The organism is Rathayibacter sp. SW19 (assembly GCF_030866825.1).
Lineage (GTDB): Bacteria > Actinomycetota > Actinomycetes > Actinomycetales > Microbacteriaceae > Rathayibacter_A > Rathayibacter_A soli.
On sequence record NZ_CP133020.1, the window covers coordinates 910,207 to 934,552 of the forward strand.

The following is a 24,346-nucleotide window of genomic DNA, read 5'->3' on the forward strand; positions in this document are numbered from 1 at the left end:
CCCTTGATTAGCGCCATAGTGCGGATCTTCCGCACGCCGGATCTCCGCAAGAAGATCGGCTTCACGCTGGCGATCCTCGCCATTTTCCGGCTCGGCTCGTTCATCCCGACGCCGTTCGTGGACTTTGCGAACGTTCAGACGTGTCTGGCGTCCAACCAAGGCTCGACCGGCCTCTACGAGTTGGTCAACCTGTTCAGCGGTGGCGCGCTGTTGAAACTGTCGGTGTTCGCGCTCGGCATCATGCCCTACATCACCGCATCGATCATCGTGCAGTTGTTGCGCGTGGTGATCCCACACTTCGAGACTCTCCACAAAGAGGGTCAGGCCGGCCAGTCGCAGCTGACCCAGTACACCCGTTACTTGACGATCGCGCTCGGCGTTCTGCAGTCCACGACGCTGATCACGGTGGCACGCAGCGGCGCACTGTTCGGCAGCAACAGCAACACCGCGTGCACCCAGTTGATCACTGATGACTCCTGGTACGCGGTCCTGCTCATGGTCATCACGATGACCGCCGGTACCGGCCTCATCATGTGGATGGGTGAGCTCGTCACTGAGCGCGGCGTCGGCAACGGAATGTCGCTGCTGATCTTCATCTCGATCGCCGCGCAGTTCCCGACCTCACTGTGGTCGGTTGCACAGTCGAAGAACTTCGAGACCTTCCTCCTCGTGCTCCTGGTCGGCATCGCAATCGTGTTCGCGATCGTGTTCGTCGAACAATCGCAGCGGCGCATCCCCGTGCAATATGCCAAACGCATGGTCGGCCGAAGAACGTACGGCGGCAACAACACCTACATTCCGATCAAGGTGAACATGGCCGGGGTCATCCCGATCATCTTCGCGTCGTCACTGCTCTACCTGCCTGCCCTGATCGCCCAGTTCAACCAGCCTGCGGCAGGCAAACAGCCGGCCGCGTGGGTCACCTGGGTCACCAACAACCTGACCAACGGCGACCACCCGCTGTACATGCTGCTGTATGCGCTGCTGATCATCGGCTTCACCTACTTCTACGTTGCGATCACGTTCAACCCGGAAGAAGTCGCAGACAACATGAAGAAGTACGGCGGCTTCATTCCCGGCATCCGTGCCGGCCGGCCGACCGCCGAATACCTTGACTTCGTGCTCACCCGTGTGACGCTGCCCGGATCGATCTACCTGGCCATCGTGTCGTTGATCCCACTGATCGCCTTCGCTCTGCTGGGCACGGCGCAGAACTTCCCGTTCGGCGGCGCATCCGTGCTGATCATCGTGGGTGTCGGGCTTGAGACGGTCAAGCAGATCGACTCGCAGCTACAGCAACGCCACTACGAGGGCCTCCTGCGATGAGCGAGGCCGTCGAAGACGTCAACGTTGCTCGTGGGGCACGACTGCTCATCGTCGGCCCGCCCGGTGCAGGAAAAGGCACCCAGGCGCGCTTCATCGGCACGCACTTCGGCATCGCGGAAATCTCGACGGGTGACATCTTCCGCTACCACATCACCAACGAGACGGCGCTCGGCGTTCAGGTGAAGGCGATCGTCTCCGCCGGAGATTACGTGCCGGATTCGCTCACCAACGCCATTGTGACAGAGCGATTGAGCGAGGACGACTGCCGGAACGGGTTCCTGCTCGACGGCTACCCACGCACGCTCGAGCAGGTCAGCTATCTCGACGAATTGCTCGCCGAGCGTGGACAGCCCCTCGAAGCGGTCGTGCGCCTCGTCGCCGATCAAGACGAGATCGTCTCACGCCTGACCAAGCGCGCTCACGAACAGGGGCGCGCAGACGACACGGAAGGCGCCATCCGTCATCGACAGCAGGTGTACCTGCGCGAGACGGCGCCACTGATCGAGGTCTATCGCGAACGCGGCCTGCTAATCGAGGTCGACGGGCTCGGCGATGTCGATGAAATCGCGGATCGCATCCGCGGGGCGTTAGCCGCGCGAGGCATCGGTGAGGTCGACGAACTTGCAGCGCCCTGATCGCTTCGCGCCTGATCGCTTCCCGCCGCGGGTGTGTGAGGCCGGAGGAGTTGCATGGGTGTGAATCTGCGGCGATCGATCTACAAGTCCTCAGCGCAACTGCGACTGATGATCGAGCCGGGGCTCGCCACCGCTGACAGTCTGGCGGCCGTTCGCGCCGCCGTGCGGCCCGGCGTGACAACCGCTGAATTGGATGCCTTGGCCGAGGCCGCCATTCTGGCTCGCGGCGGCAGACCCAACTTCATGCTTGAGCCCGGCTATCACCACACGATTTGCGCTTCCGTCAACGAGGACGTCGTGCACGGCATCCCCGGTTCCCGGGTTCTGCGGCCCGGCGACATCCTCTCCGTCGACAGTGGCGCGATTCTCGGCGGCTGGAACGGGGATGCCGCGATCTCCGTCGTTCTGGACGACCCGGCGCATCCGACCGTCGTCGCACAACGCCAGGCACTCAGCGACGTCACGGAGCAGTCGCTGTGGAACGGTATCGCCCGGCTCGCGAGCGCCCGATATCTGAACGAAGTAGGGGATGCGATCGAGGAATACATTCGCTCGCGGGGCGATTACGGCATCCTCACCGACTACGTCGGACATGGCATCGGGCGGAGCATGCATGAGGCGCCGCCGGTGTTCAACTACAGCGTGCGACAGAAAGGCCCCGAGGTGCGACCTGGCCTCGTCGTCGCAATCGAACCGATGGTGGTGCTCGGCAGCCCTGAGACGTTCGTACGCGACGACGGCTGGACCGTCGCAACAGAAGACGGGCAGGCCGCCGCGCACTGGGAACACAGCGTTGCCGTGCACAAAGACGGCATCTGGGTGCTGACCGCGCACGACGGCGGCGCGGCCGGACTCGCTCCGTTCGGGCTCACCCCAACGCCACCCGCCTGACTCGCCCGGCTACCGCCACTCGGTACCGGTGGTCGAGTAGCGACGCGAGGAACGAGCGCCGTGTATCGAGACCGGACTCTGTAGTGCGAGGCCCTCGGTCTCGATACGCCTGCTCGCTACGCTCCAACCCTCGCTCGCAGGCTCGCTCGGCGCTGGGGTCGCGCAATCGCTGACGCGATTGCCTGAGCTCCACCGCGCTACTCGACCAGCGGGGGCGCAACGGGAACAGTCCGTCATGCGGTTTAGAGTCGTTACATGAGCGACCCGGTGATCTTCACAATCGATATCCACCCCGACGGTGGCACTGCGCCCGACGGAGGGTGGGCTTCGACTGTGCATCGCGTCGAAACGGATGCGCCGACCCTGTACGTGACCGACCTCGGCGCCTCGCGCGGGGATGGCATCTTCGAGACGTTCGGTGTGATCGATGGCCACCCGCAGTCGGTCGCGGCGCACCTCGCCAGACTGGCGAACTCCGCGAGCCTTCTCGAGCTGCCGGCACCGAACGAAGAACAGTGGCGAGAGGCGATCCGCATTGCGGCTGCCGCCGTTCCCACCGAGGTGCAATGCGGTCTGAAGCTTGTTCTGACCCGCGGAATCGAGGGAACGGGCTCTCCGACGGGGTGGATCGTGGCGAGCGAGGCCGGAAGCGTGTTCGCGGAGCGGATCGCAGGCATCCGGGTGGTCACATTGGACCGCGGCTACCCGAGTGACATCGCGCAACGTGCCCCGTGGCTGCTCGCAGGCGCGAAGACGCTGTCGTATGCAGTCAACATGGCGGCCCAGCGGGAGGCACGCCGACGCGGTGCGGATGACGCGATCTTCGTCAGCTCAGACGGGTTCGTCATGGAGGCACCCACCTCGACCGTCATCGTGCGGCGGGGCGACACCTTCGTGACGCCGCGCGCGGACATCGGAATCCTGCCGGGCACGGCGCAGCTCGCGCTGTTCGACTTCTATCGCAACGCAGGGTTCGACACGAAGAAAGTACTGATTCCCGTGAGTGAGTTGACGGATTCTGACGGCATCTGGCTGGTTTCGAGCGTGCGACTGGCGACACCGGTCACGCACATCGACGGCGCGCCGCTCGCGGTGGATCACGCGATGACCGAGCGGATGAACGCAGCCTTGCTTGCGCGCGATGCCTGAGCGGCTCGCGGCCGCGTGTTCGCTGTGGGCCGCTGAGTCTCAAGTGGCGCAAACGCCCTCAATACCATAAGCTTGATCCTTGGTGTCTTGCACTGCCTGTAGGGGTGTGCCCGCCGTGCGGCGATACGGCACCACAATCCAACGCACGACCATCACACAATACGTTTAGCGACAGTATTCATTAACGAATAGTGAGGATATGGCCAAAAAAGACGGCGTCATAGAGATCGAAGGCTCTGTGGTCGAGGCCTTGCCCAACGCGATGTTTCGCGTCGAGCTGACCAACGGACACAAGGTTCTTGCCCACATTTCGGGCAAGATGCGTCAGCACTACATCCGCATCCTCCCCGAGGACCGGGTGATTGTGGAACTGAGCCCTTACGACCTGACCCGTGGCCGGATCGTCTACCGCTACAAGTAACGCGTGCTGGATAAGTAACGGCCGGTTCCCCTGGTCTCGATACGCGGTTCGCTTCGCGAACTGCTACTCGACCACCGGGTAAGGACAGGTACGAGGACAGCGAAAAGGTAAGAAAAATGAAGGTAAAGCCCTCAGTCAAGAAGATTTGCGACAAGTGCAAAGTGATCCGCCGTAACGGCCGGGTCATGGTCATTTGTGAGAACCCGCGCCACAAGCAGCGTCAGGGTTGAACCGAAGGTTGACGTCGCGAAGCGGCATCAACCGAAGGTTCAAGGTCGAGTAGCGCGCGAGGAACGAGCTCGCGTATCGAGACCTAGCACGAGAACCACAACTGAACATTGACAAGCAAATAGCAGCACCAGAAGTTCTGGTCTCGAGACGGTCGCAAAGCGACCTCCCCGACCGCCGGAGCGGACACCCTCGGTTGGAGGCCGGGGCACCGGAGCTGTTACAGACCTCCACTCACTCACAGGAGAAGCCACAATGGCACGTCTAGCAGGCGTTGACATCCCGCGCGAGAAGCGCGTGGAGGTCGCACTGACGTACATCTACGGTGTCGGCCGCACGAGGGCCCTCAAGACCCTCGCCGAAACCGAAATCTCGGGAGACATCCGCGTCAAGGATCTCACCGACGATCAGCTCGTTGCCCTTCGCGATTACATCGAAGGCAACTACAAGGTAGAAGGTGACCTTCGTCGCGAGGTCGCCGCGGACATCCGTCGCAAGGTGGAGATCGGCAGCTACGAAGGCATCCGCCACCGCAAGGGCCTGCCGGTGCGCGGGCAGCGCACCAAGACCAACGCTCGTACCCGCAAGGGCCCGAAGCGCACCGTCGCCGGCAAGAAGAAGGCCCGCTGATCTCGATACGGCCTCGTTCCTCGGCCTACTCGATCACCGGAATTTGACAGGAGAAGCTCTACATGGCAACACCCAAGTCGGCTGTTCGCAAGCCGCGCAAGAAAGAAAAGAAGAACATCGCCGTGGGCCAGGCCCACATCAAGTCGACGTTCAACAACACCATCGTTTCGATCACCGACACCCAAGGCGCCGTCATCAGCTGGGCATCCTCTGGCGGCGTCGGCTTCAAGGGTTCGCGCAAGTCGACCCCGTTCGCCGCGCAACTGGCCGCAGAGTCTGCGGCGCGCCAGGCGCAGGAGCACGGCATGAAGAAGGTCGACGTGTTCGTCAAGGGTCCGGGTTCCGGTCGTGAGACGGCGATCCGTTCACTTCAGGCTGCAGGGCTCGAGGTCGGCTCGATCAACGATGTGACGCCGCAGGCGCACAACGGATGCCGCCCCCCGAAGCGCCGCCGCGTCTAGTTTTCCCGCTGGTCGAGTAGCGCCCGAGTGCAGCGAGGACGCGTATTGAGACCTCGCGTACCGAGACCCCGTGTGGTCGTCTCGATACGGGGATCTCGATACTCGGCTCGCTTCGCGAGCAGCTACTCGATCAGCGGTTCAGAGCAGCTACTCGATCAGCGGTTCAGTACCTTCACAACTTAATAACCTCACTCACGCAAGTGTCATATAGCGGACACTTGGCCGAAAGGAAACAACAGTGCTTATTGCACAGCGCCCCACGCTCGCCGAAGAGAACATTTCGGAGTTCCGATCACGGTTCGTCATCGAACCGCTTGAGCCCGGCTTCGGCTACACCCTCGGCAACTCCCTGCGCCGAACCCTGCTCTCCTCGATTCCGGGGGCTGCGGTCACGAGCATCCGCATCGATGGTGTGCTCCACGAGTTCAGCACCGTTCCCGGTGTCAAGGAAGATGTCACCGAAATCATCCTGAACATCAAGGGTCTCGTCGTCTCCAGCGAACACGACGAGCCGATCACCGCCTACCTGCGCAAGCAGGGTGCAGGCGAGGTCACAGCTGCCGACATCTCGGCTCCGGCCGGTGTGGAGATCCACAACCCCGAGCTCGTCATCGCGACGCTGAACGACAAGGCGAAGTTCGAGGTCGAGCTCACGATCGAGCGTGGCCGCGGTTACGTCTCGGCGACACAGAACCGCAACGAGTACAGCGAGGCCGGTCAGATTCCGATCGACTCGATCTACTCGCCCGTGCTGAAGGTCACGTACCGCGTCGAGGCGACGCGTGCCGGTGAGCGCACCGACTTCGACCGCCTGGTCGTGGATGTCGAGACGAAGCCGGCGATCAGCCCGCGCGACGCGATCGCATCCGCCGGTCGTACGCTGACCGAGCTGTTCGGTCTGGCGCGCGAGTTGAACAACCAGGCTGAGGGCATCGAGATCGGCCCGGCGCCGGTCGACGCCGTGCTCAGCCCCGAATTGTCGATGCCGATCGAGGACCTCGATCTGTCTGTGCGCTCGTACAACTGCCTCAAGCGTGAGGGCATCAACAACGTCAGCGAACTGGTCTCCCTCTCGGAGACGCAGCTCATGAACATCCGCAACTTCGGGCAGAAGTCAGTGGATGAGGTCAAGGACAAGCTGACGGAGATGGGCCTGTCGCTCAAGGACTCGGTTCCCGGGTTCGATGGCGCCCACTTCTACAGCGGCTACGACGACGAGACCGTTTAGTCTCGCCGTTCACGCTTTCTCACCCTTGAACATCCACACCTTGAAAACACCGGAGATACACGAAAATGCCTAAGCCAACTAAAGGCCCACGTCTCGGCGGCGGGCCGGCGCACGAGCGTCTGATGCTCGCCAACCTGGCCGCTGCCCTGTTCACGCACAAGTCGATCAAGACGACCGAGACGAAAGCCAAGCGTCTTCGTCCGCTCGCCGAGCGGCTGATCACGTTCGCCAAGCGTGGCGACCTGCACGCGCGCCGTCGCGTCTTGGCTGTCATTCACGACAAGAGCGTTGTGCACGAGCTGTTCACCGAGATCGCACCGCTCGTCGCCGAGCGTGAGGGCGGTTACACCCGCATCACCAAGCTCGGCTACCGCAAGGGTGACAACGCGCCGATGGCTCAGATCGAACTCGTTCTCGAGCCGGTCACGCCGAAGGTCAAGTCCACGAAGTCCGGTAGGTCTGCTGCGGCTGCGGCTGCGGCTGCGCCGGTTGTTGACGAGGCGGCTGTTGACGAGGCGGCTGTTGACGACGCGGTTGTTGAAGACACTGCTGCCGAAGGCGCGCCTGTTGACGAGTCGGTCGTTGAAGAGATCGCCGTTGATGAGACGGTCGTCGAAGACGCGCCCGCAGAGGTTGCCGAAGACGCTGCCTCTGTCGATGCGATCGATGCCGCGGAGACGGCCGAGGCCGATGAGGCGACCGAAGCCGACGGTGAGTCCACCGACGCCGGCGAGGACGACAAAGAAGCCAAGTAATTCCCGCAGAAGGTTTCTGCAAAGCGCGAGGGCCCCGCATCCGTTCAGATGTCGGGGCCTTTTCGTGCGCCGCGCGGAACTCACGGCCGCCCGAGCACGACGGACAGCCCGCGACCCGTCACGTTTGGCGGTAGAGAGTCCCAAATTCGCACCAAACGTAACGGGTCGCGGCCGGGCGTTCAGACTTTGCGGGCATTCAGGCTGGCCGGGCGTTCAGGTTGTGAGGGCGGTCAAATTGTGCGGGAGTTCGGGCTGTGCGAGAGTTCAGGCTGGCCGGGCGGTCAGATTGTGCGGGCCCTCAGACTGAGAGGGCGTTCGGGCTATCCGGCAGTTCAGACTGTGCGGGCCCTCTGGCGAGCGACTGTGAGGCGAACGCGCTCGAGGAATCCGAGTTGATCGACGAACAAGTCGTCCGACGTGACGCGGATGACTCGCCAGCCTGCAGCTTCGAAACGTTCTTTGCGCTTGATATCCTCGCGGAATCGCTTCGGGTTCTCGCGGTGCCCATCGCCTTCGTATTCAAGGACGATCCTCCACTGCGGCCACTTGAGATCCGGATGCAGGATAGCGGTCTCATCGTCGACCGCCGTTGCGTCATTGATCAACGGTTCTGGATACCCCGCATCGAGCAGCATCAGCCGCAGCAGAGTTTCCGGCCGGGAGTCGACGGAAGTGCGAAGCCGCGGCAGCGCCCAGGTGATTGTGCGCGCACCGCGACGCCCGTGATGGCGTGCTCGGGCGGCCGCGAGTTCCGCGCGGGTGGCCAACGGCGGCTGGCGGCCGGACTTCATTCTCGCGCCGGAGATGAGGTAGTCACCGATTGCAACAATGTCGTTCGGGGTGAGCATCGCTGCGAGGTGACACCAGGTGTCGGCCGGCCCGACGACGGCAAATCCCAGCTGGATCGTCGTTTGCACGTCGCCTGCACTGAGCCCGTGTCCGACAATCTTCTGCGTGCGAGGCCTGGTCGCGGCGCCAAGTACCGACACATGGAGCGGTGACCCATCGAGTGGCGATCCGTCGGTGGCGGTGGGGGGAAGAGGCATCCCGAACAGGATTGCGGCCGTTATGTGGCTGAAAAACTGGCCGTGGGCCATGAGCGGCTGATACGCCCAGCAGCTGCCAACGATCGAATCGACGTCGAGATCGACTGCGCTCACGCCGTGGTGCGGATGCGTGACGTCCTTTCTGCGCAAACGGGCGCGCGTTGCGCCGTGTAGGTCGGTCTCGCTCGTGCGAAAGGCGAGCCCGTGCAGGTGGGGTTGAAGTGGAGTGGCATCCGGCATGCCTCAACTCTGGCAAAGTCGCCGCTTGGCATGCAGAAGTTATCCACAGCCCTGCCCATGGCCGCCATTTGCTCCGTGACCCGTCACGATTGGTCCGGATTTGACGCTTCCCGCGACCAAACGTGACGGGTCACGGGCGGTGACCACGTGCGGCTTCGACCAAACGTGACGGGTCACGGGCGCCGGCGCACGGCAGCACGGCCCGGAGCCACTCAGGAAGCGCGGCCTGCAGCGCTCGCCCACGGGCAAACGCTCAGGGGGAGGCGGCGGGGTCGCGCAGCAGGGGCGGCGGCTTCAGCGTCGGGCCGTACACCTGGGCGATACCGACATCGATCGGCGGCAGATCGGTCAGGCGCTGCAGCGCTGACTGCACAGTCGCAGCATAGATCCGCCCGCCCGTCGCACCCGGATGGATCTGGTCGTCCGCCAGCACATCCAGGTGCGGGGCGATCGCCGACTGCCAATCAGCGAGCGCAACGGTGCGCGAATACTGCGCTGCGAAGGCGCGAAGTGTGTCGTTGACGCCTGCCGTCCACGAGCGCGGGGCCTGCACGGTGACCAGCACGAGCTCGCGATCCGGGCCGAGCGTCTGGCGGATGTCCTCCAGCGAGTCCGCGCTGATCGAACCATTCGTTCCCAGTCCGATGATCAGCACCGGCCGTAGAGTGCCCGCGGCCGCCATCGAGTGCACCAGCTCGGGAGCCGCGCGCAGTTGGCGCGAGACGACGGCGTCGATCGCGATCCCGGGAAATGCCTGCTGCAACTCGGGCGCGCTGGCCAGCATCACCGAGTCACCGATGGCTGCCAGCTCGTTTCCGGTCGGAATCGGTTTGTGCCGCGGATCCTGGGCCGCGCCCGGCAGCGTCGCCGTGCCCTGCGCACTCTGACCAGCCGATGCATTCTGACCGGCGGATGCGTTCGGACCAGCGGATGCACTCTGGCCGGCGGATGCGTTCGGAGTCGCGTTCTCCCTCGCGGCGGTTCCTTCGGTCGCAGCGGTTCCTGCAGTCGGGACAGTCGGCGATGATCGCACTGGCGTCGCCGTCGGCGCCGCTTCAGCGGAAGCCTGGACTGAACCTTCCCGCTGCACGGCCTTCGCGCCGCGTTCGATGAACGCCTGTGCGCTCGTTTGTGCCGGGGCGACGGCAAGAGCTGCGCCGGTTCCTGCCAACGTGACGGCGACGACGGTCAGGCCGGCGATCGCAAGGCTTCGTCCGCGCCGAGAGGCTCGGAGGCGGCCGCTCACGGCGCCCATGATGCCGCGGAATCCGTGCCTCCTCACCGGCTGTTCGACGTAGCGATAGGACAGTACGGCGGCAACCACGGTGATGATGAGTGCAGCGGCGCCGATCACAAGCGTGCGTCCGGGCGCATCCGGCCCGGGTGGCCAGGCGGCGGCCACAAGCACAAGTACAGGCCAGTGCCACAGATACAGCCCGTATGAGCGGGCGCCGATCGCGCGCAGCGGGGCGATGTCCAAGGCGGCACCGAGCCTCGACCGACCGGCGGACCCACTGCGCGCGGCTCCCGACCCGCGCACCGAGCGCGCGGCTCCCGACCCGCGCACCGAGCTCGCGGCACCCGATCCGGCGACCGAGCGCGCGGCTCCCGATCCGCGCGCCGAGCTTACGGCGACCGCAGCCCAGATCACGACCGCGGTCAGCACGCTGACGGCGACAAGGCCGCCCCGGTAGGTGATCGCTGCATCGTCGTGCAGCCACCAGGTTGCGCTCAGCACAGCGGCCAAGCTGATCAGGCCGAGGCCAGGCAGCCACCTGCGCTCGAACACCTGCAGCACACTTTCGCCCGCGTCGAGGTCGAGCGGCCTCACCGACCGCACGATCAGTGCGAGGGCCGCACCGATCATGAGCCCGAAACTGTGGGTATCCGTGCCGAAGTAGACGCGCGTCGCATCCGCACCGGGAATGTACAGCAGCCACATCAGCGTGGCGGATGCCGCCGCCAGCGTCAGCAGCGCCGCGATCCGCACCCGGTTGTTGCGCAGCAGCAACAGCACCGCCAGCAGCAGGAACGGCCAGAGGAGGTAGAACTGCTCCTCGACGGCGAGCGACCACAGGTTGCGGAACAGTTCTGGCGCATCCCGGTTGAAGTAACTGCTGCCGGCCGCGATGTCGAGCCAGTTGTAGCTGAAGGTCGCTGCGCCGAGCACCTGGCGCCCAAGCCCGACGAGCACATCGCCGCCGATGATCAACGCGCTCGTGCAGCAGACCAAAACCAGTGCGACGAGCGCTGGGATGAGGCGACGCACCCTGCGTTGCCAGAATCGCTTGAGTGAGATGCGGCCTGAGGCGGCTCGTTCGCCGATCAGCAGGCTTGTGATCAGGAACCCGCTGATCACGAAGAACACGTCAACGCCGATGAAGCCCCCCGGCAGCAGGCCCGGGAACAGGTGGTAGACGATCACGGCGATGACTGCGATGGCACGCAGCCCGTCGAGCCCGGCGAAATGACGGGTCGACGCAGGGCGCGCGGAGAGGGGCCGAGCGGAAGATTCGGGTGGTTGTCGGGCGAGGTTGGTCATAGGCAAAGCGGCAGCATCGCGATCCACCCTAACAATTGCCGCTGAGTGCTTCGTGGTCGCGAGCGCCGGCGCGCACGTGCGCGACATGGCGCGGGGGCGGCCCGGGGGACGCCTGACGACGCGAAGCGGGTGGCACGGCGCGCCGCCGGCCGAGCGACCGCGCATCCTAGAATTGCTCGCGTGATTGAAATCGGAGCCGAGCTCGCGGTCGCGCCCACGCGCATCCGTTTGGATATCGCGTACGACGGCTCTGCGTTTAGCGGTTGGAGCAGGCAGCCGGGTCTGCGCACCGTTCAGGGCGAACTGGAGCACGCGTTGGCAACGATGTTCCGCAGGCACGCGCCCGCGCCGACGCTCGTCGTCGCCGGCCGCACGGACGCCGGCGTGCACGCCGCCGGGCAGGTCGCGCATGTCGACCTCACGGCCGGGCAGCTCGCCGCCCTGCTCAAGCCGCGTCGCGGCGCAACACGACAACCGGATGCCGGTGCCGCCCTCGCGCACCGGGTCAACGGCATCCTCGGTGCGGTTTCCGACATCGTCGTCACGCGCGGCACCCTCGCCTCGACGGGGTTCGATGCACGGTTTTCGGCTCTCTGGCGCCGCTACCGATACCGAATCGCAGACCGTTCGGCAACGCACGACCCACTGCAACGGCATCGCACACTGTGGCTGCCTGCCACGCTCGACGTGCAGGCGATGGATGAAGCGGCACACAGTTTGCCCGGGCTGCATGACTTCGCCGCGTATTGCAAGCCGCGCGAAGGTGCGACGACGATCCGCACGCTGCAGGAGTTCACCTGGCAGCGCGACACCGACGGCGTGCTGATCGCCACTGTGAAGGCGGATGCGTTCTGCCACAGCATGGTGCGCTCCCTGGTGGGAGGCTGCGTCGCCGTGGGCGAAGGCAAGCTCGCCGCGCGCGACCTTGCGCTGCTCCGCGAGGCCGGCGACCGTACCAGCGCATTCACCGTCGTGCCCGCCCGCGGGTTAACCCTGATGGAAGTCGGGTATCCGGATGACGCGCAGCTCGCGCAGCGAGCCGAGCAGACCCGAGCGCGCCGCGAAATGTTGCCGCGCGGCACCCTGTAAAGCTGCTTTACAGGAGCAGACTCGAGTGCGTTTGCGCGGCATCCCTGTTGTCGCGTACTATTGACCCTTGGTGCCTGCGCCCTCTGCGGCGTGACATCCGAAGTTGAGCCCTCCACCTGCGGCGTTCCCCGGTATTCATCGAATCGCGAGAACACCCAACGGAGCGGGATTCACGAACTACCCAACTTACGAAAGAAAGCAGCCACTACTGTGACGCGCACTTACTCACCGAAGGCCTCTGAGCTCAAGCGGGACTGGATCGTCATCGACGCGACGGATGTCGTGCTCGGCCGACTGGCCAGCCACACCGCCGTTCTGCTCCGCGGCAAGCACAAGGCAACATTCACCCCGCACCTCGACGGCGGCGACTTCGTCATCATCATCAACGCCGACAAGGTGGCACTGACCGGCGCAAAGGCCGACCAGAAGAAGGCGTACCGCCACTCCGGTTACCCGGGCGGCCTCACCGCTGTCACCTACGCCGAGCTGCTCGAGAAGAACCCGGTTCGTGCCGTTGAGAAGGCCGTTCGCGGCATGCTCCCGAAGAACTCCATCGGTCGCGCCCAGCTCCGCAAGCTCAAGGTCTACACCGGCAGCGAGCACCCGCACGCTGCACAGCAGCCCAAGGCATACGCCTTCGACCAGGTCGCGCAGTAGACGCCGGCGTAAGAGACCACAGAAAAAGGATTCCAAAGACCATGGCGAAGATCGCAGACCAGCTCGAGGCTCCGGAAGCCGTACAGAGCTTCAGCACCGAGACCCCCGCAACCGAGGCAGTCAAGGCCCCGCGCCCCGTGCTCAGCGTTCCCGGCGCAGCCGTCGGCCGACGCAAGCAGGCCATTGCCCGCGTGCGCCTGGTGCCGGGCGCCGGCACCATCACCGTCAACGGACGCGAGTTCGCTGACTACTTTCCGAACAAGCTGCACCAGCAGCTGATCAACGACCCGTTCAAGGTGCTCGACCTGCTCGGCAGCTACGACGTGATCGCGAAGATCACCGGCGGCGGCCCCTCCGGCCAGGCTGGCGCTCTGCGCTTGGGCATTGCCCGCGCGCTGAACGAGATCGATGAGGAGAACAACCGCGCAACGCTGAAGAAGGCCGGCTTCCTGAGCCGCGACGCTCGAGTCAAGGAGCGTAAGAAGGCCGGACTCAAGAAGGCCCGCAAGGCTCCGCAGTTCTCGAAGCGCTGACCAGCGCCTCGGTTCGGCACCCTATGCCACGTCTTTTTGGTACGGATGGCGTTCGCGGACTAGCGAACGGCGATCTCACAGCCGACCTCGCGCTCGGCCTCGCACAGGCAACCGCTGTTGTCTTGACGCAAGGCCGCAGCGCAGACGCCCGTCGTGCGGCTGGCCGTCGCCCGGTTGCGGTCGTCGCGCGCGATCCGCGCGTCTCCGGTGAATTCCTCATCTCGGCTGTCGCAGCAGGCCTTGCGAGTTCCGGCGTCGACGTGCTCGACGCCGGTGTCATCCCGACTCCGGCGACGGCGTTCCTGATTGGGGACATCGACGCTGACTTCGGCGTGATGATCTCGGCGTCGCACAATCCTGCGCCGGACAACGGCATCAAGATCTTCGCCCGCGGCGGCACCAAGCTGCCCGACATCGTCGAGGATCGCATCGAAGCTGCTCTGGGCAAGCCGAAGCTGGCGCCGACCGGCGGCGACGTCGGCCGCATCCGTCGGTTCGCCGACGCGGAGGACCGCTACGTCGTGCACCTGCTGGCGAGCCTCCCGCATCGGCTGGACGGCATCCACGTCGTGCTCGACTGCGCGAACGGCGCGGCGGCCGGGGTGTCTCCCGAGGTATTCACGGATGCCGGCGCTCGCGTCACCGTCATCGGTGACGATCCGGACGGCATCAACATCAACGACGGCGTCGGCTCGACCCACCTCAGCCAGCTCGCGGATGCGGTCGTCGCATACCGCGCGGACGTCGGCATCGCGCACGACGGCGACGCGGATCGCTGCCTGGCGGTGGACGCATCCGGAAACATCGTCGACGGCGACCAGATCATGGCCATCTTGGCGCTTGGAATGGCCGAGCGCGGCGTTCTGCGCGAGCGCACGCTGGTCACCACGGTGATGAGCAACCTCGGGCTGCGCATCGCCATGCGCGAGAACGACATCACGGTGGTGCAGACGAAGGTCGGCGACCGGTATGTGCTCGAGCGGATGAACGAGAGCAAGTTCTCACTCGGCGGCGAGCAATCCGGGCACGTGATCATGAGTGACTTTGCGACGACGGGCGACGGCATCCTGACCGGGTTGCACCTGGTGAGCCAGATGGCCCGCACCGGCAAATCGCTCGAGCAACTGGCCGGTGCGATGACGGTGTTCCCGCAGATCCTTGTGAACGTGCGAGGCGTCGACCGCGAAGGCCTGAGCGGCGACGCAGTGATTGCTGCAGCGATCGCAGACACCGAGGCGGCGCTGGGAGACACCGGGCGGGTTCTGCTTCGCCCCTCCGGCACAGAGCCGATGGTGCGCGTCATGGTCGAGGCTGCAGACCAGGCCACCGCCGACCGGTTTGCGCACGCGCTTGCCGATGTCGTGCGGGAGCGCCTGACAATCTGATCCCCGTTGGTCGAGAGGTCGCTCTGCGACCGTATCGAGACCTCGAGACCCCAGCCCCCCCGTTGGTCGAGTAGCGAGCGCCAGCGAGTGTATCGAGACCCCAAGACCCCGAGACCCCCGAGACCCCGGTCCCATGAGGGTCTCGGTACGCTCGCACGCTCCCACTCGACCACCGGTTACAACTTGCGCAGCAGCACCGAACTGACGGTGTGATTGCCACTTTTGCGCAACACGAGCTTGGCGCGAGAGCGCGTCGGCCGGATGTTCTCGAGCAGGTTGGGCTCGTTGATGTCGGACCAGATCTGGCTGGCACGGGCACGGGCCTCGTCTTCGGTCAGGCTGGCAAACCGGTGGAAGTATGACTTCGGATTCGCGAACGCGCCGCGCTGCAGTTTGAGGAAACGCTCCTCGTACCACGATGCGATGTCGCGGGTGCGCGCATCCACATACACACTGAAGTCGAACAGGTCGCTGACCGCGAGTCGGTTGTGGCCGCCGACTGCCGGCTGCAGCACGTTGAGCCCCTCGACGATGAGCACGTCGGGCCGCCGCACCACGATCTGTGCGCCAGGAACGATGTCGTAGCTCAGGTGCGAATAGAACGGGGCACGCACTTCGGATGCGCCGCTCTTGACCTCGGTCACGAACCGCAGCAGCGACCGCCTGTCGTACGACTCCGGAAACCCTTTGCGGTCCATCAGGCCGCGCCTGGCGAGTTCCGCGTTCGGAAACAAAAACCCGTCCGTCGTGACGAGTTCCACACGCGGTGTGTCTTCCCAGCGCGACAGCAGCTCACGCAGCAGACGAGCGATTGTGGACTTGCCGACCGCGACCGATCCGGCCACACCGATCACGAACGGGGTGCGAGCCGCCCGCTCTCCGAGAAAGTCGCTGGTGACCCGATGCAACTGTTTCGCGCCGGCCGCGTACAGGCTCAGCAGCCGGCTGAGCGGTAGATAGACCTCGGCGACCTCGCGCATGTCGAGCGGATCGCCCAGGCCGCGCAGTTGAACGATTTCCGTCTCTTTCAACGGCAGACGCGTCGAGGCGGCGAGCTCCGCCCAGTCGGCGCGATCGAGTTCGACGAACGGAGACGTCGCCGCGGTGTCGGCACGTGACCCGGTCCCCGTCATAACGGCTCAGCTTAGTGCACGCTGACGACGCAGTTTCCGTGCCTGCCTCCTCCCGCCCGGTTCCAAAACGACGGAGATACTCGTCGACACACCCTGGCATGCCGGCCGGTTTCCGCGTGTCCGCGAGATTCTCCGTCGTTTTGTAACGGCGAACGGATGCCGCGGGTCGGGCGCGGCGTGGCGGGTGCGGTGTCGGGAGCATCCAGCGCACCCCGCTAAAATCAGGCGCATGTGTGGAATCGTGGGGTACGTCGGTACCGATAAGAGCGTCGACGTGCTGCTCGGTGGGCTGAAGCGTCTGGAATACCGGGGATACGACTCGGCCGGGATCGCGGTGATCGGCAGCGACGGACGGCTCGGCACCCGCAAGCGCGCCGGAAAGCTGCAGGTGCTTGTCGATGATCTCGCGGCGCATCCGCTCGCCAACGGATCGACCGGAATCGGCCACACACGCTGGGCGACGCACGGCGGGCCGACCGACCGCAACGCGCATCCGCACCTCGGCGACGACGGCAAGCTGGCGTTGATCCACAACGGCATCATCGAGAACTTCGCCGCGCTGAAGGATGAACTGACCGCAGACGGGTTCGTCTTCGAAAGCGAGACGGACACCGAGGTCGCCGCCGCTCTTCTCGGCCGCGAATACCGCGATACGGGCGACCTTCGCGAGGCGTTCCGTCGCATCGTCGGCCGCCTCGACGGCGCGTTCACCCTGCTCGCCGTTCATCAGGACGAGCCCGGCGTCGTCGTCGGTGCTCGCCGCAACTCGCCGCTCGTGATCGGCCTCGGTGACGGCGAGAACTTCCTCGGCTCGGATGTCGCCGCGTTCGTCGAGCACACCCGCCGCGCGGTGGCGATCGGGCAAGACCAGATCGTCACGATCACCCCGGATGCCGTCATCGTCACCGATTTCGACGGTCACGCGGTCGAGGTCGACGAGTTCGAGATCGCGTGGGACGCATCCGCTTCGGAAAAGGGCGGCTGGTCCAGCTTCATGGCCAAAGAAATCAGCGAGGAACCGGATGCCGTGGCCAATACCGTGCGCGGCCGGGTGCAGGACGACGCGGTCGTCATCCCTGAGTTGAGCGGCCTCGACGACGACGTGCTTGCGCGCATCGACCGTATCGTGATCATCGCCTGCGGCACGGCCGCGTACGCCGGCATGGTCGGCCGCTACGCGATCGAAAAGTGGGCACGTGTGCCGGTCGACGTCGACCTCAGCCACGAGTTCCGTTACCGCGACCCGGTGATCACACCGGGGACCCTCGTTGTCTCCATCAGCCAGTCCGGTGAGACCATGGACACGCTGATGGCTGTGAAATACGCTCGCGAGGCGGGTGCGCACACCGTGTCGATCTGCAACACGCAGGGTGCGACGATCCCACGTGAATCGGATGGCGTCATCTACACGCACGCCGGCCCCGAGGTCGCCGTTGCCTCCACGAAGGCGTTCGTCGCACAGATCACCGCGCTGTATCTGTTCGGCCTGCATCTCGCGCGGGTCAAGGGGACGATGTCGGCCGCGGACCAGGCGGCCCAGGTGCGTGAACTGACAGCGGTGCCGGCGAAGATCGCAACCGTTCTGGAATCGGCGGAACGGATCGAGCAGCTCGCAAAGTGGATGGCGGACACCCGCGCGGTGCTGTTTCTCGGCCGCCAGGTCGGCTACCCGATCGCCCTCGAGGGTGCGCTCAAGCTGAAGGAGCTCGCGTACATCCACGCGGAGGGCTTCGCTGCCGGTGAACTCAAGCACGGGCCGATCGCGCTGATCGAGCCCGGTCAGCCGGTGTTCGTCGTCGTGCCGAGTCCGCGCGGTTCAGCCGAGTTGCACAAGAAGGTGGTCTCGAACATCCAGGAGATCCGCGCGCGCGGTGCCCGGGTGATCGCGGTCGCCGAAGAGGGTGATGTGGCGGTCCTGCCGTTCGCAGACGAGGTGCTGCGCATTCCTCTTGCGGCGCCCCTGTTCGAACCGCTGCTGGCCGTCGTGCCGTTACAGATCTTCGCGATGGAGCTCTCGGCGGCGAAAGGTTTGGACGTCGATCAACCGCGCAATCTCGCAAAATCCGTCACCGTCGAGTAACCGCAGATGATTCTCGGCATCGGTGTGGACATTGTCGACCTGGCGCGCTTCGACCGCGCCGTGTCGCGCACGCCACGCCTCGTCGAGCGCCTGTTCGCTGAGAGCGAACGCGAGCTGCCGACACACTCGTTGGCCGCTCGGTTCGCCGCGAAAGAGGCGCTGATCAAAGCGCTCGGCTCTTCTGACGGAGTGCACTGGCACGACATCGAAGTGACCGCCAACGGTGAGGGCGACCCCGGGTTCACCCTCCACGGCTCCGCCGCTGCCCTCATCGCGGCTCGCGGCATCGCCAGCGTGCACCTCACGATGACGCACGACGCCGGTGTCGCCTGCGCGTTCGTCATTGCAGAGGGCGGCACTGATGTCCGTGTTGCCGGGCTGAGCGCACGCAGCGCAGAGGACGGTCATGGCTGAGCGGGCCTGGCGCGAAGCATCCATTGATCTCAGCGCGATCACCCGCAACGTGCAACACCTGCGCAGCGTCACCCGCACAGAGCATTTCATCGCCGTCGTCAAAGCGGATGCGTATGGCCACGGGGCCGTTCAATCCGCGCGCGCGGCGCTGGCCGGCGGTGCGGACTGGCTCGGCGTGGCGGATGTCGGCGAGGCGCTGGAATTGCGTAACGCAGGCATTGACGCGCCGATTCTCGCATGGCTGCATGACCCGATCGACGACTTCGCGGTGGCGCTCGCCGCGCGCGTCAGCGTCGGCATCTCCTCTTCGGCTCAACTGCGGGCGGTGGCGGATGCTGCGGGCCGCGCGGGTGGGCCGGCGGCATCCGTTCAGCTCAAGTTGGACACCGGACTCAGCCGAAATGGCATTCCGGAACCGCAGTGGGAGCACGTGTTCGAGGCGGCTCGCGAGCTGGAACACACCGCCCCTGTGCGCGTCGACGGCATCTTCAGCCATGTGTCGAACGCCTCGGTGGCCGATGACGAGGCTGCTGTTGGCAGATTCGACCGCGGGCTGGAGCTGGCAGCGCAGGCCGGATTGGCGCCGTCGCTGACGCACATCGCCGCGACGACCGCCGCGCTCACGGTGCCGACGGCTCGGTACAACGCGGTGCGCATCGGAATCGGCATGTACGGGCTGTCGCCGCTGGAAGGACGCTCCTCTGCCGACCTCGGGCTGACACCCGCGATGACGCTGCGCTCGCGCGTCGCGGGCGTGCGCAGCGTGCCCGCCGACACGGGCGTGTCGTATGGCTACACCTATCGAACGGATGCCGACACGACGCTCGCCCTCATCCCGCTCGGGTATGCGGACGGCATTCCGCGCGGCGCCTCCAACGGCGGTCCGGTGCAGATCGGCGGGCGGATCTTCCGGGTGAGCGGGCGGGTCGCGATGGACCAGTTCGTCGTCGACGTGGGCGAACATCCGGTGGCTGTCGGAGACGAGGCGGTGTTGTTCGGTGATCCTGCCCAGGGAATGCCGTCTGCGGAGCAGTGGGCCGCCGCCGCGGACACCATCAACTACGAGATCATCGCCCGCATCGGCGGGCGCGTGACGCGGACCTACGTGGGCGGCTGAGCCATGCGGGCGGAACAATCGGAGCGGGCCGAGCGGCCGCAGCGGTCTGGGCGCTCGGCGCGGCGTGCGCAGCCTGGGCCGCTCGGGCAGCGGACGCCAGCGGAGCAGCAGACGCCAGCGGAACAGCGGACGCCGGCGGAGCAGCAGACGCCAGTGCAGCAGCGGACGCCAGCGGAACAGCAGACACCAGCGGAGCAGCGGACACCGCCTGGGCCGTTTGCGCGCACTCGCATTATTGCGACACCCGACGAGATGGAAGCCTTTGGCCGCGAACTCGGCGCGTTGTTGCGCCCTGGGGATCTGGTCGTGCTGAACGGCCCGCTCGGGGCGGGCAAGACGACCCTGACGCGCGGAATCGGTGACGCGCTCGGCGTGCGCGGGCCGGTGACGAGCCCGACGTTCGTGCTGGCGCGCACGCATCCGAGTCTCGTCGGGGGTGCCCCACTGGTGCATGTGGATGCGTATCGGCTGGGCAGCGCACTCGAGCTGGACGACCTCGACATCGACTTCGCACGCTCCGTCGTGGTCGTCGAGTGGGGCGATGGCATGCTTGACGGCGTTGCCGAGTCCTGGCTCGACGTTGCGATCGACCGTCCGATCGGTGCTGATGAGCACGCGGATGCTGTCGCAGACGGACTCGACACGGGCACCGACGCGGTCGCCGACGGGTTCGACGTAGGCATTGACGCGGGCACCGACGCGCTCGACGCGGTCACTGACGGGCTCGACGCAGCGTTAGACGCACCGGAGGCCCGCACGATCACGCTGGCCGGCCATGGGTCGCGCTGGTGGAGCATCGTTCGCTGAGTTGTGGCGGTGCCGGTGAATCCTGATCGCAGCATGCTCGGATCTGCGCGGCTCCCAGCATTCATAGTGCGCGAAATGTCGGATTGACCGGGCAATCCGACATTTCGCGCACTATGAATCAGGCGGATGGGCGCGGATCAGGCGGATGGGCGCGTCGCGGGCGCGTCCTCCTGCGGTGCGTCGTGCGCTTCGAGTAGACGCGCCGCCTGCGCGTTGCGTCGCCCGACTTCGACGATAGCGACGGATGCTGCCGCGCCGGCCGCCAGCGCGGCCACCGCGTATCCGGTGCCCGACCGCACGCGCCCGCGCGCGGCATCCAGTGAGAATTTGCCCGGCCCGGACTCCACCAGAGCGAACAGGCTCGCGAGCAGCACGGCGTTGTACTCCCAGCCGCGATTCGAGTTCCAGACGCCGTTCTTGTAGTGCACCTTGCGGATCGCGGTGATCATCGCACCCATCAGCCCGGCGGCCGCGACCGGTGTAGCCAATCCGGCGACCAGTGCGGCACCACCGGCCGCCTCGGTCAGACCAGACGCGATCGCATTCCGCCGCGCCGGTTCCATCTCGAGAGCATGCATCATCTTGTCGGTGCCCTCGAGCCCGGATCCGCCGAACCATCCGGCGAGTTTCTGCATTCCGTGCCCGAAGAACAGGCCTCCGACGACAACACGAACAAAAAATCGACCAGTATTCATAACCGTGCTTCCCCTTGAACTCTCTGTGCTCAACGCTAGGCCTCAAGCGTGCGTCGCGCTACGCCGGCCCGATCGGACGCTGACGCTCGCGCCGCCGCTGCGCAGCATTCAGGTCAGACCGGGGGTCGGAGCGGTGGACACCGGGGAGTCGTGCCGTCCAGCCTGAATTGTGCGCGGGCCGCGCTGCCCACGGCCTGGTCCGGCGACGCGGCCGCTCACACTCGCACCCGCCCATAAACTGGAAGGCATGCTGCTCGCGATCGACACCTCCGCCGGATCGAGCGTCGCCGTCGTCGATCGCGATCGTGGTGTTCTCGCGGATCGGTCCGTCGATGACACGATGCGGCACGCCGAGGTCATCGGCTCGCTGATCGAGGAATGCCTGGTCGAGGCGGGTGTCGCAGTCGCCGACCTGTCAGCTGTCGCCGCCGGAGTGGGTCCGGGCCCTTTCACCGGGCTTCGGGTCGGCATCGCCGCCGCACGCGTGTTCGCGCTCGGCGCGGGCATTCCCGTTGTTCCGCTCGTCAGCCATGACGCCGTCGCCTTCGAACGCTACGGCCTCGGCCATACCGGCCCGCTACTGGTCGTCACCGATGCCCGCCGCCGTGAGGTCTACTGGTCGGCGTACAGCGGGATCGACGATGTCGGCATCCCACTTCGCAACGACGGCCCGGGACTCTGCAAACCGGATGCGCTCCCGCACGCAGACCTGCCGCGCCTCGACGCGGCATCCGTCTCCGCAGCCGCTCTCGGCATGCTCGCCGAACTGACCTATCAGCACGGCCGACCTTTCGCCGCCGACGAACCGCTGTACCTGCGGTCGCCGGATATAACGCCGTCCGCCGGCCCGAAGCGCGTGACCGCGTGAGCGTCAACTGGCAGTTGCGCAGGGCCACCAGCGCAGACCTCGACGCGATCATGGCGATCGAGACGGCGACCTTCGTGACGGATGCCTGGTCCCGCTCGACGATGCGCGCCGAGCTGGAAAACGAACACGGCTACTATCTCGTCGCCGTGCGCTCGGCGAATGGCCCGGCGGATGCGGCGCTGCGTGACGCTGCGCCCGCGGATGGGGTGCCTGAAGCTTCGCCGACGGATGCCGCGGCGTCCGCTGCCGGCGCGGTGCGCGCATCCGTCGACGGCTACGCGGGACTGCTCGCGCCGCGCGGCGCAGTGGAGGCTGAGATCCAGACCATCGCTGTCGCGCCGCGCGCTCGGCGGCACGGTGTCGGTCGGGCACTGGTGGGCGCACTGATCGCTGAGGCTGCCGAGCGGGGTGCACGTGAGGTGTTTCTCGAGGTTCGTGCGGACAACCCCGGAGCCCAAACGCTGTATCGCTCGTTCGGGTTCGAACAGATCGGCGTGCGACCGCGCTACTACCAGCCGGACGGTGTCGACGCACTCGTGATGAAACTGTCTGCCCCTGCCCTTCGACTGCGCTCAGGGACCGGACCGCACTCGGAGACCGGGCCGCGCTCAGGGACCGGGCCGCGCTCGGGGACGGGGCTGCATGCGGGGACCGGGCCGCGCTCAGGGACCGAAGTCGGCACAGACGACGGGGCGGAGGAGCAACTGTGAATAGGGTTGATCCCCTTGTGCTCGGTATCGAGACCTCGTGCGACGAGACCGGAATCGGAATCGTGCGCGGCACCCGCCTGCTTTCCAACACCATTGCATCCTCGATGGAGCAGCACGCCCGCTACGGCGGAGTCGTGCCCGAGGTGGCGGCGCGCGCCCACCTGGAGGAGCTCGTGCCGGCGATCCGCGCGGCCGTCGCGGAGGCCGGCATCCGACTCACTGAGATCGATGCGGTCGCCGTCACCAGCGGCCCGGGCCTCGCCGGTGCCCTCATGGTCGGTGTCGGCGCGGCCAAAGCGCTCGCCGTCTCGCTCGGCAAGCCGATCTACGCCGTCAACCACCTCGTCGGACACGTCGGCGCAGACATTCTCGACCCAGAAGGCGGCCCCGGCCGCGCCCTCGAACTGCCCACGATCGCCCTGCTCGTTTCGGGCGGGCACACATCGCTGCTCCATGTGCGCGACCTGACCTCCGACGTCGAGCTGCTCGGCGAGACGATCGACGATGCCGCAGGCGAGGCCTTCGACAAGGTCGCGCGCGTGCTCGGGCTGGCGTATCCGGGAGGTCCGCAGATCGACCGGGTTGCGGCATCCGGAAACCCGAAAGCGATTCGCTTTCCCCGCGGGCTCAGTCAGCCCAAGGACATGTCGCGACACCGTTACGACTTCTCGTTCTCCGGGTTGAAGACCGCCGTCGCACGCTGGGTGGAGAAGCTACAGGATGCCGGTGAGCCGGTTCCGGTCGCGGATGTCGCCGCCAGCTTTCGCGAGGCCGTCGCCGACATCCTGCTGACCAAAGCGGTCGCGGCCTGCACCGACCGTGGGGTGCCTCGGCTCCTGTTGGGCGGCGGGGTGGTTGCGAATGAGCGCATTCGTCAACTGGCCGCCGAACGCTGCGCCGCGGCGGGCATTGCGCTGCGCATTCCGGCGTTTTCGTTGTGTACAGACAACGGCGCGATGATCGCCGCGCTAGCAGCTCAGCTGATCATGGCCGGGCACCGGCCGTCGACCCTGGAATTCGGTGCAGATTCGACGCTTCCGGTCACCGACATCCAGGTTTTGCGCTGACCCGGGCGGCCAATTCGAACATTCGGCGACACGGGGAGTACTGGTCATTGACACCCCCTGAGGGGGATGCCACTATGGGCTGCGATACAGCTTTTGTTCAGGAACCGGGGGGCAACGAACGGCTTTGGCTCAATACTTCCCGCTGGCGCGGACAGACAGGTCATTCAACAAATCATTCACTAACAGCAGACGGCGCCGACAGACAGGCGACACCGACCATCACGAAAGGAGATTGGTCT

The 24,346-nt window shown here is 65.8% G+C and carries 25 protein-coding genes; 21 read left to right on the forward strand and 4 right to left on the reverse strand.

All coding sequences use genetic code 11. The annotated features are described in order from the left end of the window. The first annotated feature begins 3 nt into the window (after window positions 1–3). The 10 genes from secY to rplQ all read left to right on the forward strand — a co-directional run bounded on the left by secY (window position 4) and on the right by rplQ (window position 7,724). Window positions 4–1,326 (forward strand): preprotein translocase subunit SecY, encoded by a 1,323-nt coding sequence (gene secY / locus QU604_RS04145; protein WP_308467531.1) that lies wholly within the window; start codon window positions 4–6, stop codon window positions 1,324–1,326. After that, the gene (locus tag QU604_RS04150; protein WP_308467532.1) at window positions 1,323–1,961 is read left to right on the forward strand and encodes an adenylate kinase; all 639 of its coding nucleotides are present in this window, start codon (window positions 1,323–1,325) and stop codon (window positions 1,959–1,961) included. The genes secY and QU604_RS04150 overlap by 4 nt, the downstream gene beginning before the upstream one ends. Window positions 1,962–2,015: 54 nt before the next feature. Further along, a complete protein-coding gene (gene map / locus QU604_RS04155; protein WP_308467533.1) occupies window positions 2,016–2,852 on the forward strand; it encodes a type I methionyl aminopeptidase in 837 nt (278 codons plus the stop codon). A 255-nt stretch (window positions 2,853–3,107) separates the two neighbouring features. Beyond that, window positions 3,108–4,001, forward strand: a complete 894-nt coding sequence (locus QU604_RS04160; protein WP_308467534.1) for an aminodeoxychorismate lyase — start codon at window positions 3,108–3,110, stop codon at window positions 3,999–4,001. Window positions 4,002–4,200: 199 nt separating this feature from the next. Beyond that, the gene (gene infA / locus QU604_RS04165) at window positions 4,201–4,422 is read left to right on the forward strand and encodes a translation initiation factor IF-1 (protein ID WP_021759551.1); all 222 of its coding nucleotides are present in this window, start codon (window positions 4,201–4,203) and stop codon (window positions 4,420–4,422) included. 116 nt (window positions 4,423–4,538) lie between these two features. Then, the gene (rpmJ, locus tag QU604_RS04170; RefSeq protein WP_021759549.1) at window positions 4,539–4,652 is read left to right on the forward strand and encodes a 50S ribosomal protein L36; all 114 of its coding nucleotides are present in this window, start codon (window positions 4,539–4,541) and stop codon (window positions 4,650–4,652) included. Between the two features lie 253 nt (window positions 4,653–4,905). Continuing rightward, window positions 4,906–5,280, forward strand: coding sequence for a 30S ribosomal protein S13 (gene rpsM / locus QU604_RS04175; protein WP_308467535.1), 375 nt, complete (start codon window positions 4,906–4,908; stop codon window positions 5,278–5,280). Between the two features lie 62 nt (window positions 5,281–5,342). Then, window positions 5,343–5,741 (forward strand): 30S ribosomal protein S11, encoded by a 399-nt coding sequence (gene rpsK, locus QU604_RS04180; RefSeq protein ID WP_308467536.1) that lies wholly within the window; start codon window positions 5,343–5,345, stop codon window positions 5,739–5,741. Between the two features lie 238 nt (window positions 5,742–5,979). Further along, the gene (locus tag QU604_RS04185; protein WP_308467537.1) at window positions 5,980–6,969 is read left to right on the forward strand and encodes a DNA-directed RNA polymerase subunit alpha; all 990 of its coding nucleotides are present in this window, start codon (window positions 5,980–5,982) and stop codon (window positions 6,967–6,969) included. Window positions 6,970–7,034: 65 nt separating this feature from the next. Continuing rightward, on the forward strand, window positions 7,035–7,724 hold the full coding sequence (gene rplQ / locus QU604_RS04190; protein WP_308467538.1) for a 50S ribosomal protein L17: 690 nt from the start codon (window positions 7,035–7,037) through the stop codon (window positions 7,722–7,724). Window positions 7,725–8,056: 332 nt separating this feature from the next. Here the strand turns inward: rplQ and QU604_RS04195 are convergent, their stop codons facing one another. Together QU604_RS04195 and QU604_RS04200 are read right to left on the reverse strand one after the other, a co-directional pair. Then, the gene (locus QU604_RS04195) at window positions 8,057–9,010 is read right to left on the reverse strand and encodes a putative endonuclease domain-containing protein (RefSeq protein ID WP_308467539.1); all 954 of its coding nucleotides are present in this window, start codon (window positions 9,008–9,010) and stop codon (window positions 8,057–8,059) included. Window positions 9,011–9,263: 253 nt separating this feature from the next. Further along, window positions 9,264–11,552, reverse strand: a complete 2,289-nt coding sequence (locus QU604_RS04200) for an acyltransferase family protein (RefSeq protein ID WP_308467540.1) — start codon at window positions 11,550–11,552, stop codon at window positions 9,264–9,266. A 183-nt stretch (window positions 11,553–11,735) separates the two neighbouring features. Between QU604_RS04200 and truA the strand changes: the two genes are divergently transcribed. The 4 genes from truA (at window position 11,736) to glmM (ending at window position 15,216) form a co-directional block, all read left to right on the forward strand. Then, window positions 11,736–12,641 carry a tRNA pseudouridine(38-40) synthase TruA gene (gene truA, locus QU604_RS04205; RefSeq protein WP_409350019.1) on the forward strand — a complete coding sequence of 302 codons (906 nt, stop codon included), beginning with the start codon at window positions 11,736–11,738 and terminating at the stop codon, window positions 12,639–12,641. Between the two features lie 210 nt (window positions 12,642–12,851). Beyond that, window positions 12,852–13,298, forward strand: coding sequence for a 50S ribosomal protein L13 (gene rplM / locus QU604_RS04210; protein ID WP_308467542.1), 447 nt, complete (start codon window positions 12,852–12,854; stop codon window positions 13,296–13,298). Between the two features lie 41 nt (window positions 13,299–13,339). Then, entirely contained in the window at window positions 13,340–13,831 is a 492-nt protein-coding gene (rpsI, locus tag QU604_RS04215; protein WP_308467543.1) for a 30S ribosomal protein S9, read from the forward strand. A 23-nt stretch (window positions 13,832–13,854) separates the two neighbouring features. Beyond that, complete coding sequence (gene glmM, locus QU604_RS04220; protein ID WP_308467544.1) at window positions 13,855–15,216, forward strand: phosphoglucosamine mutase; 1,362 nt, start codon at window positions 13,855–13,857, stop codon at window positions 15,214–15,216. Window positions 15,217–15,392: 176 nt separating this feature from the next. Here the strand turns inward: glmM and coaA are convergent, their stop codons facing one another. Further along, complete coding sequence (gene coaA / locus QU604_RS04225; RefSeq protein WP_308467545.1) at window positions 15,393–16,349, reverse strand: type I pantothenate kinase; 957 nt, start codon at window positions 16,347–16,349, stop codon at window positions 15,393–15,395. A 229-nt stretch (window positions 16,350–16,578) separates the two neighbouring features. On the opposite strand from coaA, the gene glmS reads away from it, so the two are divergent. The 4 genes from glmS to tsaE all read left to right on the forward strand — a co-directional run bounded on the left by glmS (window position 16,579) and on the right by tsaE (window position 20,767). Continuing rightward, window positions 16,579–18,429, forward strand: coding sequence for a glutamine--fructose-6-phosphate transaminase (isomerizing) (glmS, locus tag QU604_RS04230; protein ID WP_308467546.1), 1,851 nt, complete (start codon window positions 16,579–16,581; stop codon window positions 18,427–18,429). A 6-nt stretch (window positions 18,430–18,435) separates the two neighbouring features. Then, window positions 18,436–18,843 (forward strand): holo-ACP synthase, encoded by a 408-nt coding sequence (locus QU604_RS04235; protein WP_308467547.1) that lies wholly within the window; start codon window positions 18,436–18,438, stop codon window positions 18,841–18,843. After that, the gene (gene alr / locus QU604_RS04240) at window positions 18,836–19,960 is read left to right on the forward strand and encodes an alanine racemase (protein WP_308467548.1); all 1,125 of its coding nucleotides are present in this window, start codon (window positions 18,836–18,838) and stop codon (window positions 19,958–19,960) included. Before QU604_RS04235 ends, alr begins: the two co-directional genes overlap by 8 nt. 231 nt (window positions 19,961–20,191) lie before the next feature. Continuing rightward, entirely contained in the window at window positions 20,192–20,767 is a 576-nt protein-coding gene (gene tsaE / locus QU604_RS04245) for a tRNA (adenosine(37)-N6)-threonylcarbamoyltransferase complex ATPase subunit type 1 TsaE (protein ID WP_409350020.1), read from the forward strand. Window positions 20,768–20,904: 137 nt separating this feature from the next. On the opposite strand, the gene QU604_RS04250 is transcribed toward tsaE, so the two are convergent. Continuing rightward, the gene (locus QU604_RS04250) at window positions 20,905–21,462 is read right to left on the reverse strand and encodes a DoxX family protein (RefSeq protein WP_308467550.1); all 558 of its coding nucleotides are present in this window, start codon (window positions 21,460–21,462) and stop codon (window positions 20,905–20,907) included. A gap of 247 nt (window positions 21,463–21,709) precedes the next feature. Between QU604_RS04250 and tsaB the strand changes: the two genes are divergently transcribed. From tsaB to tsaD, 3 genes are read left to right on the forward strand one after another with little or no spacing between them, the layout of a single operon-like run. Further along, window positions 21,710–22,330: a tRNA (adenosine(37)-N6)-threonylcarbamoyltransferase complex dimerization subunit type 1 TsaB gene (gene tsaB, locus QU604_RS04255; RefSeq protein WP_308467551.1), complete on the forward strand. Its 621-nt coding sequence runs from the start codon at window positions 21,710–21,712 to the stop codon at window positions 22,328–22,330. Next, window positions 22,327–23,040 (forward strand): ribosomal protein S18-alanine N-acetyltransferase, encoded by a 714-nt coding sequence (gene rimI, locus QU604_RS04260; RefSeq protein WP_308467552.1) that lies wholly within the window; start codon window positions 22,327–22,329, stop codon window positions 23,038–23,040. The genes tsaB and rimI overlap by 4 nt, the downstream gene beginning before the upstream one ends. Further along, window positions 23,037–24,107: a tRNA (adenosine(37)-N6)-threonylcarbamoyltransferase complex transferase subunit TsaD gene (gene tsaD / locus QU604_RS04265; protein ID WP_308467553.1), complete on the forward strand. Its 1,071-nt coding sequence runs from the start codon at window positions 23,037–23,039 to the stop codon at window positions 24,105–24,107. The genes rimI and tsaD overlap by 4 nt, the downstream gene beginning before the upstream one ends. The last annotated feature ends 239 nt before the right edge of the window (window positions 24,108–24,346 follow it).